This is a genomic window from Halothiobacillus diazotrophicus (genome assembly GCF_001663815.1).
GTDB lineage: Bacteria > Pseudomonadota > Gammaproteobacteria > Halothiobacillales > Halothiobacillaceae > Halothiobacillus > Halothiobacillus diazotrophicus.
Genome location: NZ_CP016027.1, coordinates 956,091 through 968,992, shown reverse-complemented (window position 1 = coordinate 968,992; position 12,902 = coordinate 956,091). Strand labels below are relative to the sequence as shown.

Here is a 12,902-nt window from a genome sequence, read left to right as displayed (position 1 = left end):
GCCAACGTCAATCGGAGGCATTTCGCTGCGCTCCTGACCCGATAAAAGATAGTCGAATTCACGCGGCCTGGGTTCTCTTGGAGAACACCACCGGTTTTCCCGGCGCTGAATTGCCACCCGGGTTGGTACGCGCCCGTTCGATACCCTGCCGGGCGATGACGGTGAAGATCTGTCCCTCTGGGTATGTCGATGGTACCGATGCCAATTTCATTACCCGCCCTCATGAGTGCAGGAAAATATTTGGTGTGCTTAGATTAAGTCATACCCACAATAAAGCACGGGGCATTTCATGACTGAGGCAGCAAAGAAAGAACATCATCGAAGTGGTCGGTCCGGCTGGTTACGGGCTGCCGTATTGGGCGCAAACGACGGACTCGTATCCGTCGGCTCCTTGGTGCTGGGCGTGGCATCTTCCCAGGCAAGTCATGGCGGTATCCTCATCGCGGGGGTTTCCGCTTGGATTGCCGGTGCCTTGTCGATGGCGGCGGGGGAGTATGTCTCTGTCAGTTCCCAGGCGGATGTCGAGGCTGCCGATCTGGCGATGGAAAAAAAGGAGTTGGTGAAGCATCCGGAATCCGAGCGGAAGGAACTGGCCGAAATCTACGAACGCAGGGGGCTGGATCCCGAATTGGCCAGTAAGGTCGCCACGCAGTTGATGCGCCATGATGCGCTGGGGGCACATGCCAGAGATGAAATCGGCATTACCACGACCTTGAGCGCCAAGCCGATTCAAGCGGCGTTTTCATCGGCATTGAGCTTCACGCTGGGTGTGGCGCCGCCATTGGTCATGATCTGGCTGCTCCCGCACACTTATCTGGTGGCAGGCGTGTTCATCGTGAGTCTGATCTGTTTGGCCGTGCTGGGGGCCTTAGGTGCTTGGACGGGCGGGGCCGATATCCGCAAGGGGACGCTTCGGGTGACTTTCTGGGGGACCGTCGCCATGATCCTCACGGCGGCGGTTGGTGCGGTTCTGGGTGCAGCAGGCGTCGGCTAGATGCACCCATCGTCGAGGCGTGGTTCTCGATCAGCGCAGATTGGACCGCCGCCAGGACTCGATGGCCTGTTTCGTCCGTTCGGCGATCAGTTCGGCACTTCTGGCCATGGCCTCGGGCACCGAGATCTCGGCATTGGTGAGGCTCAGTGCGGTCGAGAGTCCCATCGCGTGAATTTCTTCCGGTGTGCACTGCACGCCACCGGCGATGGCGATCACGGGCTTGCCCTGAGCCGTGGCCCGACGCACCACTTCCGACACGACTTTTCCGCGACTGGTCTGACCATCGAGATTGCCTTCTCCCGTGATCACGAGGTCCGCCGCGCCGATGGCCGCATCGAGCCCGATCAGGTCCGCGATGTATTGGCTGCCTACGTGGCGGGTTGCGCCCAGTACCGAGATGAGCGCAAAGCCCAGACCGCCTGCCGCACCGGTCCCCGGCTGGTCGAGGGAGCCGCAGGACGGGGACTGGCTGCGGATCCGTTCGGCGATCCACCGGATACGGGTGTCCATCTCTTCGATCTGATCTTTGGCCAGGCCCTTCTGTGGCCCGAAGATCGCGCTGGCGCCCTGCGCACCATTCAGCGGATTGTCCACGTCGGTGAGCACGACGAGTTCGGTCGCGGCCAGGCGCGCGTCGAGCTGGCTGAAATCGACCCGATCCAGGGCGGCGAGTGCGGCGGGATTGGGGGGCAGGGGACGGTTGTTGGCATCCAGGAACCGTACGCCCAGCGCCGCCAGCATCCCGACCCCGGCATCGTTGGTGCCGCTGCCGCCCAGGCCGATGATAATGCGCTGAGCACCCGCATCGAGTGCGGCCAGAATCAGTTCGCCAACGCCCCGTGTGTCGCGATGCCAGATGTCGGGATCGTCCGTGGTCAGCAGATCCAGACCGCAGGCGGCGGCCACTTCCACGACGGCCTGATTCCGGCCGCGGTCATGGCCCCATCCGGCAAGCACCGGACGGCCATGGGGGCCATGGACTCTCGTCTGATGCCAGTCACCGCCCAGGTCGGCGGTGACGATGGCCGCCATGCCCTCGCCGCCGTCCGCCATGGGGCGGCATTCGATCAGCGCGTCCGGCCACTGCCGATGAATGCCGTCCGTCATCGCCCGGGTGACGTCCAGGCTCGACAGGCTGCCTTTGAAGCTGTCGGGGCAAAGCAGCAGGCGCAAGGCGGTCGTCCTCAAAGCAGGACCAGGCTCAGCAGGTAGATGGCGATCATCGAGGCGATGCCCTGCAGCAACGTTGCGGTGGTCAGGGCCTTGTAAGCCGTCGCAACGCGGAGCCGGCTGAATTCGGTCACGACCCAGAAATAGCTGTCGTTGGCATGGGAAACCGTCATGGCACCCGCGCCGACGGCCATGACCGCCAGAACCCGGCCCATTTCGGAATCCAGCCCGAGCGTGCCCAGCAGCGGCGCAACCAGGCTGGAAGCGCCGACCAGTGCCACGGTGGAGGAACCTTGGGCGGATTTGAGCGCGGCGGCCACCAGGAAGGGAACCAGCAATCCGATACCAAGCCCGGCCAGCATGCCGCCGATCTGGTCGCCGATGGGGGTGGCGCGCAGTACCGCACCGAATGCGCCGCCGGCGCCGGTGATCAGGATGATCGGGGCGCTCAGGAGCACGCCGTCCACGGTGAAGCGATGGAACTGCGCACGCTTGTTTCCGGCGGGGATGAGCGCCAGGGCGAACACCAGCCCGATGGCCAGCGCGGCGACCGGTTGGCCGAGGAAGATCAGGGCTCGGGCCACGAGACCCGGTTCGGTGCCCTTGACCATCAGCGCGGCGATCGAGCCCATGCAGATAAGGGCGATCGGAATGAGGATTGGTGCGAATGCGGCCCAGGTGGCGGGACGCGCGCGCGGGTTCTGTTCCTCGTGGGTGACGTCGACGCCGGTTGCCTCGGTGATGGGATCCGGTTCGAGCATCTGGCTGTCATCGGCACGCAGGAAACGGTTCGCCCATAGCCAGCCGACCAGCGCGGCTACCGCAGCGACGACCAGACCGACCAGAATGACAAGGCCCAGACTATCGGCGATGCCAAGGTTGCTGGCTGCGGCGATCGGCCCGGGCGTGGGCGGGACGAAGTTGTGCGTGGCGAACAGGCCGGTGGCCAGGGCGATGCTCATGGCCACGACGGAGGTGCCGGTCTTCTTCGCCATGGCCGTCTTGAGCGAGTTGAGAATCACGTAACCGGAATCGCAGAACACCGGAATCGACACGATGTAGCCGATCAAGGAGACGGTGAGAGTGGGGAAGCGATCCGAAAGCAGGCGGATGATGGCTTCGGCCATGGCGATGGCGGCGCCCGTCCGTTCGAGGATGACCCCGATGATGGTGCCGAGGGCAATCACGATACCGATGTAGCCCAGCGTGCCGCCGAAGCCCTTGTTGATCACGTCGAGCGCGTGCTTCGGATCGAGACCGCCGGCAATGGCCATGGCGAATGCGGCCAGCAACAGGGCCAGGAAGGGGTGCAGCTTGAGCTTCGCCGTGGCGAAGACGAGCGCGATAACGACGAGAATTAAACTGATGATGAGCATGGGACTGACTCCGTTTATTTTTTTGTGTCGGGCATCTTACGCAATTGGTCAGGATTTTATGCACGGTTATAGGGCAAAATATTTTTATGCTCAATCTAATAATTAGTATCCTAATTATATAGGATGAAATCTTCCTATTTCCGATCCAGGGCCCTTCTGGCGATTGCTTGGGATTCCTTCCCAGACGCTATCAGGGCAAGAGAAGAGGGTGCTGAACGGAGTTAATGTAACGGCAGTGCGTGCGTGTGGGTCGGCGTTTGGATTTGGAAAACAAAAAGCCCCGCCATGGATCATGGCGGGGCCTGTGCCCGACTCGGTGTATGACGCTGTCAGTGATTTGGCGTCCCCACGGGGATTCGACACTGTTCCTGTGCTGACGGCAACGACCCAGTTCAAATTTGAATTCAAGCGAGCAAAGCGGGCGACCAGCCTACGACGCAAGCGTAATCGGGCTTGATGGTCATTAACTGATCTCCGTATAGGTAGGTATATCGACCATTTTAGGGTGCAAAAGTACCATTTGGCCTTTGCGAAACAGGAACGACGAATCGGTATCTCAACGCTTCGAACACGGTTTTCGGCGCATATTAGGTGGCCGTCCTCCGGCTGCTTGCATATTCCCTGGGACTCTTCACAATCATTTATAAAAGCAGGCTGCAACCAGTCCAATCCAATCAATGAATTTATCGGATAAATCCAAACGCTGTGTTCAACGCTCCTTCATCGATCTTTCCCAAAAACAGATCGACGACATTGAACACATGTCTCTATTGGCTAGCATGGGGTGGTCGGGTACTTTTGGCTGGGACACCTTGCTCGAATCAAAGCGGGTTCTGATCATCTCCGAAGCAGGGGCTGGCAAGACCTATGAGTGTCGAGAGCAACAAAAGGCTCTATGGGAAAAGGGCGAAGCTGCGTTTTTCCTTGAATTGGCTCAACTTGCAGCCAGAAATTTCCGGGACCAACTCAGCGCTAAGGAAGAGCAGAGATTTGATGATTGGCTGGCCGCTCAATCCGGTATTGCCACTTTTTTTCTCGACTCGATTGACGAACTCAAGCTCACACTGGGTTCGTTTAGAGCAGCGCTCACTAGCTTGAGCAAGTGCTTGGACGGCCATCTTAGCCGCGTACGAATAGTCATTACGACCCGCCCGACCCCGATTGATCAGCAACTGATCCATGAGTTGTTCACGGTACCTGAACCTGACGAATTGATACCGAATGGTGAGGATTTTGCCTACATCGTGACAGGTCGCCAGAGGCAGATACCTCAACAAAATGAGGATGAAGCTGCGCCGGCGTGGCGCAATGTCGCTTTAATGCCTTTGTCCGATGAACAGATACTTCAGATGGCTGCCATCCGGGGTATTGATACCCCCGAGGCATTGCTGGCCGATATTCACGCACGCAACGCAGAAATTTTCGCTCGGCGTCCGCAGGACCTGATTGAGCTATGCTCGGACTGGCGCGAACATCGCCGCATCCGCACACACGCCGAGCAGGTGGCTCACGATATTCGCGTCAAACTCAAGCCGCGAGCCGACCTAAATGAACCTGCACAGTTATCAGCGGAAAGAGCACTCGACGGGGCACGCCGACTGGCACTCGCCGCGCTGCTTACCCGTAAGCTGACTATTCGGCATAGTGTGGAAGCGGATCGGGCGGGCGAACCTGGAACGGCCCTCGACCCCGAGGTCATCTTGTATGACTGGGCACCAAAAGAACGCGAGACCTTGCTTCAGAGGGCCTTGTTTGGCTTTGCAAGCTACGGACGTGTCCGGTTTCACCATCGATCTGTGATTGAGTTCCTCGCAGCGCAACGGCTCAATGAGCGGTTGAATCAAGCGGGAGGGATCAAGGCAGTCAAGAGGCTGTTGTTTGCGGAGACACCTCAAGGGATCAAGGTGGTTCGTCCGACCATGCGGCCAGTCGCAGCTTGGCTTGCAGCGTGGCAACTCAGTATTTTTTCAGAAGTGCGCGACCGGGAGCCAAACGTGCTCCTAGATCATGCGGACCCACAAGAGCTTTCTCTGCCTCAGCGTATTGATGCTTTGCAAGCCTACGTGCGGGCATTCGGACAAGGTGCGATGTGCGGCATGCGCGTTCAACAAATACAGGTGCACCGCTTCGCTTCACCCGACTTGTCGGATCACGTATTGGGTATGTGGCAGGCGGGTATTGAGAACCCCGAAGTACGCGAGCTTTTACTTGAACTGATTGGCGCAGGGCCGATGCCCGCCTGTGCCGACCTTGCCTATGGAGTTGCGTTGGATGCGACAGCTACCGTGGGAGAGCGTCTTGATGCAATCAGTGCATTGGTTCGCCTGGATGATCCGCGAATTGATGAACTCGCCAGGTTCATGGTGAGCGAATCGGATCCATGGCCGGACCAACTGATACGGGACGCAATCTACGGCTTGTTACCGAATCACCTATCTCCCGAACGGTTCTGTGAAGCTGTCAAGCGAGTCAGTAATTCTGAGCGGATAACAGATCGGTTCTCTTTGCTGCCGATTCAAATTGCTAAATTGCCATTTACCCCAGGTTACCTGCGTGCGGTAAGCACATGTCTGACTGATTTGATTGCTGATGATCTTCGTTGGGTGGATAAGTGGCCTCATTTCGTTAGCAACTACACGCAAATTATTCCGATTATTGCTGCCATCTGCCTCAGACTCATTCACGCTGGGGAGACTGATGCCAGTACTTTACGATCATTGGTAGTGACACTGCGTCTTCAATCTCAAAACCATAGGGGTGATCAATTCGGCATAAAGCTCCGTAATGCAATTGCAGCGTTCGCGCAGCCTCAGCGAGAGGAGATATTTTGGCTTTACGATGCGTTCAACGAAAGCTTGCATCCCCAACCAGAGCCATCCCGCAGATTGTTCGAAGCAAGGAACGATGGCCCGCTCACCCTCAATAATGCGCAAGATGGGGAATGGGTGCGCCGGACTCTTGAAAATCCCAACCGACCGCTCCCGGAGCGGAGAATGATGCTCGAAGTCATGACCTACGACTTCTGGAATGGTGTGGGTAATCCGCATGATTACATTAATGGCCTCAAGCGATATGTCTCCGACGCCCCCGAGTTGATCAGACAAATTGATTGGTTTCTTGCGCCACGGGAAATTGATCCTGAAACCGCCGAGCGCAGAGCCAAGCTAGAGCAGCAACAAATAGCTGCCGAACAAGAACGAGATAAACACCGTGCAGATTGGGTTGCATTTTGGCGACAAGTGGCAGAGAGCCCTGAAGAAGCCTTTCATCCCGATAATGAAAACAAAACCGTCTGGAGTCTTTGGCATGCCATGCAGCATGCGGGTAATGCAAGCCGCTCTTCGGGTTGGAATCGCTCCTTTATGGAGCAGTATTTCGGCAAAGAAACCACCGACCGGCTGCGCGCCTGCATGATGCCGATATGGCGCAATGATCGGCCGACACTGCCCCACGAGCGCCCCATAGAAGCGAGAGGAGTGACCTTTACTCGTTGGTACCTAGGATTGGCCGCAATCGTAGCCGAGGCCGAGGATCCTGATTGGGCGCGCAAACTATCCGCCGCTGAAGCTGAGTTGGCAGTTCGATATGCGTTGATCGATATGAATGGACTTCCGGAATGGCTCAATGCACTCGTGGATGTGCACCCGGTTTCGGTCGAACGCACCCTGGAACCTGAATTGGCCGCAACTCTGGACGAGATTAATACCACAAGTGCCCCCGGCTTTTTATTTCAGAGTCTGTTTTATGCATCAGATACCATCATTAAGTTGTTTCTGCCGTATTTGCGCACCTGGCTTGACGCTTTTACACAGCATTACCATGCCGAAAAATTCGATTCGGTAGCACGGGGCCGACTTGAACGTGTGTTGCTAATCCTGATCGAGCATGGGGATGCAGAAACACAGAACCACATCAAAGCCATGGCTGAGGGTTATTTGAATGCCGCTGGAAAAAGCACTGTCATACAAATTTGGATCAAAGTACTGATGCGTCTCGACCCGGCGGCGGGAATAGATGCACTCGAAAAATTATTGGGCCCACTCGAACCTGAGGCGGCGGGCGCCGCCGTCAATGCCATTGGCTACCTGTTCGGTAGTAATCACGGCCATTTATCTATTGGACTCAGGCGATCGGAATATTCCCCGACGCTGCTTCTGCGTCTCGTCCGGTTGACTTATCGATATGTACGTCCCTCTGACGACCATCCTAGCAGCACTTTTCTTGGGCCCCGAAATGTAGCGCAGGAGGGACGGAATGCGTTACTTAGCGCACTGCTTGATACCAAGGGGGCAGAGGCATGGGCGACCAAACTTGAGATGATGGACGACCCACTGTTTACGCATATCAAAGATAGACTCTTCCTCGTTGCCCGCGAGAAGGAGGCCGAAGAAGCGGATGAAGCTGTCCTCACGGAGTCCGAAGTAGCTGCATTCCATAGATATGGTGAAGCACCACCGACGACCCGAGATGATATGTTCATGCTGCTGGTTGATCGTTTAGATGATCTCGATGATCTGCTGCTTCGGGATGATTCGCCTCGTGACGCTTGGGCTTTGATTTGGGAAGAGAAAACGATGCGCAGAGAAATTGCGCGCACACTGAGCAATGCTGCAAAAGGACTCTATACGGTCGAGCAGGAGACGGTAACGGCTGACGAAAAAGAAACAGACATCCGGCTGCGAGTCGCTGAATCGGGGCAACAAGCAATCATCGAACTCAAGATTGGTGAAAAATGGTCAGGCCGTGTCCTGCGCGACACAATCAAAGATCAACTCGTCAAGAAATATATGGCCGCAGAAAACAGCCGCTCTGGTTGCTTGCTCGTGACCGTCACCAGCAACCGCAACTGGAAACATCCCGACACCAAGAAGACATTGGACATACCTAGGCTACAGGCGATGCTCGAAGAAGAGGCTGCGAGGATTGTTGAAGAATTGGGCGGTTCCTTGCGGCTTGTCGCCAAAGTACTTGACCTCCGGCCTCGTCTCAAAGTTGAAAGCAGAACATAGATGATCCGCGCTTTGCTGGTCCAAACCTGCTCGACCGTTGAGAGTGTACGTCGCAAGATGGGCGTGTCAGAGGTCACCATTTGGTTTCCTCAGCTTAGATTCATAACAGACAAGTTTTAGGGCAATGGTAAAAAAGCCCCGGAGATACTCTCTAGGGCTTAGATTTTGTAGGCTTTTCTTGCTGAAAAAACCAGTTAAAATCAGCTCAAGTGCTTGATTTTAAAGGATTTGGCGTCCCCACGGGGATTCGAACCCCGGTTACCGCCGTGAAAGGGCGATGTCCTAGGCCTCTAGACGATGGGGACAATGAGGCATTTCAAGTCTTGCGACTCGACGTCGTTCTATGGTGAACCTAATTGGTCCGGTGATCAATCGGATCGTTGATCCAGTCAATCGGATGTTTGGCGTCCCCACGGGGATTCGAACCCCGGTTACCGCCGTGAAAGGGCGATGTCCTAGGCCTCTAGACGATGGGGACATGGTGCGCCCGGAAGGATTCGAACCTCCGACCCTCTGGTTCGTAGCCAGATACTCTATCCAACTGAGCTACGGGCGCTTGGCTCCCTGAGCAGGACTCGAACCTGCGACCCAATGATTAACAGTCATTTGCTCTACCAACTGAGCTATCAGGGAATACGTCTTGCAACGTGGAGCGGCATATTAATGATCCAGATCGGTGGCGTCAAGGCTGAATTCGATATTTTTGCCTCGGGCCTCAGCCAGGACGCCAACGCTGCGATCTGGCGGGATTACATCAGTTCCAGATCGGCTTCGATGGCCTTGGCGCCGGCGCTGGCGCATTCCTCGTCCGTCTTGCCCGAGGGGGCGCCGGAAACGCCGATGGCTCCGTATGTCTGACCGCCTGCCTGGATCGGCACGCCGCCCGCGCCGAAGAAGAGGCCGGGGACGCGACCCAGCGCGCCTTCACCTCGGCTTTCCAGGGAGGAGGTGGCCGCTGTGAACGATACGGCCGTGTAGGCCTTCAGGCGCGAGATGGTCAGCGTCAGGTCCGGTGCCAATACGTCGCGCAATACCACCTGCGGGTTCCCGCCCCGATCCACGACGGTCACGCCGATCTGGATGCCCTTACCGCGGCAGGTATGAATGGCGGTTTCGGCGGCCTTGAGCGCCATTTCCATCGACAGGCGCTTGATGTTGATGACCGGCGGCTCGTCGGCGGCCTGGACGGTGGTGGCGCCCAGACCACATGCCGCGGTCAGGATCAGGGCGCGGGCGAGTTTTTTGTACGGGTGGTTCATGGCATTTCCTCGTGTTCTCGATGTTGTTTGATTGTGTATGGTCGAACGTTGGTCAGGCTTTTAGTATCACGCGATCCGGAGTGAGCTCCGGGGCGTCGATCGGGCTGCCCGGTACCCGATCAGAGAAAGCGGGCCAGCAATCGCTGGCTGTGTTGATCCAGTTCCGATTGCCGGGTTATCAGGTAGTTTAGGCCGAATTTGTCGCTGATGAGCAGGGCGCCGTCCGGCAGGTGGCGGATATCGTCCTCGGTTTTCAGCAACAGTTCGGCCGGACCGCGGTCCGTATCCAGTGTCCAGCGGCTGGGGGTGGCGTAGCTGGAAACCTTGCGAATTCGCTGAATCCGGGGCGTGAGCTCCCGTTGGACCAGCACGGTCTCGATACGGCTGGCCGTTTCGGGGGGCAGGGTGGCGAGGTCGTCGATCCAGCAGTGTTCGTGGCCTTGTCCATCGACAAGCGCGATGAACCGAGTCGGCGCGCTCAGCGGGAAGGCACGGACCGGAACCACGTCGATGACGGCGTTTCCAGCGTCGCGATGGAGCTGGAGTGTGCCGAACGGGTCGATGGAGAGAATCGGTTCATGCGGCGACATGGGAAGTGCCCTCCGTCGACGTGTCCGGCAGGCCGGATGTTTCGTTCAGTTTGAGTTGCGCCTGGTACAGGCGGTAGTAATGACCCTGCCGGGCCAGCAGTTCGTCGTGACGGCCCGTTTCGACGATGCGCCCCTGATCGAGCACCACGAGCTTGTCCGCCTGGCGCAGGGTGGACAGCCGGTGGGCGATGGCGATGGTGGTTCGGCCCTGTACGAGATTGTCCAGTGCCTGCTGGATTTCCCGTTCCGTTTCCGTATCCACCGAGGCCGTGGCTTCGTCGAGGATCAGCATGCGCGGGTCGATCAGCAGGGCACGGGCGATGGATATCCGTTGGCGTTCGCCGCCGGATAGGGCCTGACCCCGTTCGCCGACGAGGGAGTCGTAGCCCTGGGGCAGTTTCAGGATGAATTCGTGGGCATGGGCGGCACGGGCGGCCTGGATGATAGCCGCGCGATCGGCGTTCGGGTTGCCGTAGGCGATGTTCTCGGCCACGGTGCCGAAGAACAGGAAGGGCTCCTGCAGCACGAGGCCGATCTGCCGGCGGTAATCGGCAACCGAGAACTGGCGGATATCCGTGCCGTCCAGCTGGATGCTGCCGCTGGAGACGTCGTAGAAACGGGCGATGAGATTGACGAGGGTCGTCTTGCCCGAGCCGCTGTGCCCGACCAGCCCGATCATCGATCCGGGTTCGATGTCCAGGTCGATGTCGTGCAGGATCCCGCGATTGCCGTGGCGGAAACCGACCTGACGCAGGCGAATCGCCGTGGGGCGACCATCGAGGGGCTGGGGGTGCTGCGGGTCGGGGACGCTGGCGCTGTGATCGAGGATGTCGAAGATGCGCTTGGCGCCGGCCGCCGTCTTCTGCGTGACGGAAACGATGCGGCTCATGGAGTCCATGCGGGCGTAGAAGCGGCCGATGTAGGCCAGAAACGCCGTCAGCACGCCGACGGTGATGGCCCCCTGAGAAACCTGCCAGATGCCGAAGGCCCAGACGATCAATAGCCCCAGTTCCGTCAGGGCGGTGACCGAGGGTGCGAACAGGGACCAGACGCGGTTGACGCGATCGTTGATCCGCAGGTTCTGCTGGTTGGCCTGATGGAAGCGATCCGCCTCGCGTCCCTCCTGGGAAAAGGCCTTGACCACGCGGATACCGGGGATGGTGTCCGAGAGGATGTTCGTGACCTGGGACCACATGCGATCCACGCGCTCGAAGCCCGTGCGCAGTCGGTCGCGCACGAGGTGAATCATCCAGGCGATCAGCGGCAGCGGCAGCAGGGTGACCAGGGCCAGCCAGGGATTGATGGAAAACAGGATGATCACGGTCATGGTGATCATCAGCACATCCGTGGCGAAATCGAGCAGGTGCAGGGACAGGAAGATGTTGATGCGGTCGGTTTCCGAGCCGATGCGGGCCATGAGATCGCCGGTCCGTTTGCTGCCGAAGTAGTCGAGGGACAGGCTCAGCAGGTGGTTGTAGGTGGTCGTGCGGATGTCGGCGCCGATCCGTTCGCTGACGCGCGCGAGAATGTAGGTGCGCGCCCAGCCCAGGCTCCAGGCGACGAGGGCTGCGCCCAGCAATCCCCCCAGATATTTCATGACCGTGGTGGCCTGGATCGGCACCCCGTTCTGATAGGGAATGAGCACGTCGTCCATCAGCGGCATGGTGAGATAGGGGGGTACCAGCGTGGCGGCGGTCGCGGCCAGGGTCAGGATGAAACCGAGCAGCAATTGGGCGCGGTAGGGTCGGGCGAAACGCCAGAGTCGGAAGAGCGTCCAGGTCGAGGGGGGCGTCAGGGCATCGGAGCCTTCCTCGGGCCATTCGGCGGCGAGGGGCTTTTCGTCAATGTTCGTGTCCGGATGGTCGATGCGGGGATGCCGCAGGGCATCGAACCGGGTAACCAGCGCCTGTGCAGCTGGCATGCGCGAGAGAGTGAAGTGCCACTGGGCACGGGTTCGCGTTCGGTCGACGAGTTGCAGGTGGCCGATGCCGGCATGATCGGTCAGGCGCAGTTCGAGGTCCGGGTCATCGATGGGCCAGACGGTTTCCGGCGCTTGATCGCTGATGTGCAGAAGCAGCGCGTGCGGGGTAAGACGCAGTTCCTGCGGCAGGAAATGCAGATCGGCCGAAAGGTCCAGTGGCAGGCTGGCCAGAATCGGCGCAGGGGTGGCGGTATCAGGCGCGTCGCTCAATTTTCGTGTTCCTGAAAAATCCCAGTCATTTCATCGGGTTTGCGCGCCATGGGTGTTGCCTGGTCGAGCCGCATCAGACTTATTTTGACGAGTAAATGAAGAAAGGAATATCTTATACGTCGGTGAGTGGATTGTATGTAGTCGGCAACGTTCGCTACAGGGCATTCATCGTCAGTGTTGGCCGTTTGTCACACTGAAATTTCGGGGCAGTTGACCCCGGTCCGAATCAAATAGATCAGGGTGGTTGCAGTTCGTCTTGCGGCCACCCTGTTTATGTTTGGCGACGCGAATTTCGGACAATCGGCTTGTTTGG

General features: G+C 58.4%; 8 protein-coding genes and 4 tRNA genes. 2 read left to right on the top strand and 10 right to left on the bottom strand.

The window, feature by feature from the left end; all coding sequences use genetic code 11:
• Nucleotides 1-58 precede the first annotated feature (58 nt).
• Nucleotides 59-211, bottom strand: coding sequence for a hypothetical protein (locus tag A9404_RS13330; protein ID WP_156521229.1), 153 nt, complete (start codon nucleotides 209-211; stop codon nucleotides 59-61).
• 78 nt (nucleotides 212-289) lie between these two features.
• On the opposite strand from A9404_RS13330, the gene A9404_RS04305 reads away from it, so the two are divergent.
• The gene (locus tag A9404_RS04305) at nucleotides 290-994 is read left to right on the top strand and encodes a VIT1/CCC1 transporter family protein (protein WP_066099011.1); all 705 of its coding nucleotides are present in this window, start codon (nucleotides 290-292) and stop codon (nucleotides 992-994) included.
• Between the two features lie 30 nt (nucleotides 995-1,024).
• Here A9404_RS04305 and A9404_RS04300 read toward each other — a convergent pair whose 3' ends face one another.
• Nucleotides 1,025-2,161 (bottom strand): glycerate kinase, encoded by a 1,137-nt coding sequence (locus A9404_RS04300; protein ID WP_066102776.1) that lies wholly within the window; start codon nucleotides 2,159-2,161, stop codon nucleotides 1,025-1,027.
• A gap of 17 nt (nucleotides 2,162-2,178) precedes the next feature.
• Nucleotides 2,179-3,540 (bottom strand): GntP family permease, encoded by a 1,362-nt coding sequence (locus tag A9404_RS04295; RefSeq protein WP_066099009.1) that lies wholly within the window; start codon nucleotides 3,538-3,540, stop codon nucleotides 2,179-2,181.
• Nucleotides 3,541-4,217: 677 nt separating this feature from the next.
• Here A9404_RS04295 and A9404_RS04290 point away from each other — a divergent pair.
• The gene (locus A9404_RS04290; protein ID WP_066099007.1) at nucleotides 4,218-8,549 is read left to right on the top strand and encodes an NACHT domain-containing protein; all 4,332 of its coding nucleotides are present in this window, start codon (nucleotides 4,218-4,220) and stop codon (nucleotides 8,547-8,549) included.
• Between the two features lie 229 nt (nucleotides 8,550-8,778).
• Here the strand turns inward: A9404_RS04290 and A9404_RS04285 are convergent.
• The 7 genes from A9404_RS04285 to A9404_RS04255 all read right to left on the bottom strand — a co-directional run bounded on the left by A9404_RS04285 (nucleotide 8,779) and on the right by A9404_RS04255 (nucleotide 12,589).
• Nucleotides 8,779-8,854 (bottom strand) — tRNA-Glu (locus A9404_RS04285).
• Nucleotides 8,855-8,951: 97 nt separating this feature from the next.
• Nucleotides 8,952-9,027: transfer RNA gene (locus tag A9404_RS04280), tRNA-Glu, on the bottom strand.
• 1 nt (nucleotide 9,028) lies between these two features.
• Nucleotides 9,029-9,105 (bottom strand) — tRNA-Arg (locus A9404_RS04275).
• A gap of 1 nt (nucleotide 9,106) precedes the next feature.
• Nucleotides 9,107-9,182, bottom strand: a tRNA-Asn gene (locus A9404_RS04270).
• A 116-nt stretch (nucleotides 9,183-9,298) separates the two neighbouring features.
• The gene (locus A9404_RS04265; protein ID WP_066099003.1) at nucleotides 9,299-9,808 is read right to left on the bottom strand and encodes a GlcG/HbpS family heme-binding protein; all 510 of its coding nucleotides are present in this window, start codon (nucleotides 9,806-9,808) and stop codon (nucleotides 9,299-9,301) included.
• Between the two features lie 119 nt (nucleotides 9,809-9,927).
• Nucleotides 9,928-10,398: a cyanophycin metabolism-associated DUF1854 family protein gene (locus tag A9404_RS04260; RefSeq protein ID WP_066099001.1), complete on the bottom strand. Its 471-nt coding sequence runs from the start codon at nucleotides 10,396-10,398 to the stop codon at nucleotides 9,928-9,930.
• The gene (locus A9404_RS04255; protein ID WP_066098998.1) at nucleotides 10,385-12,589 is read right to left on the bottom strand and encodes a cyanophycin metabolism-associated ABC transporter; all 2,205 of its coding nucleotides are present in this window, start codon (nucleotides 12,587-12,589) and stop codon (nucleotides 10,385-10,387) included. The genes A9404_RS04260 and A9404_RS04255 overlap by 14 nt, the downstream gene beginning before the upstream one ends.
• Nucleotides 12,590-12,902: the final 313 nt, after the last annotated feature.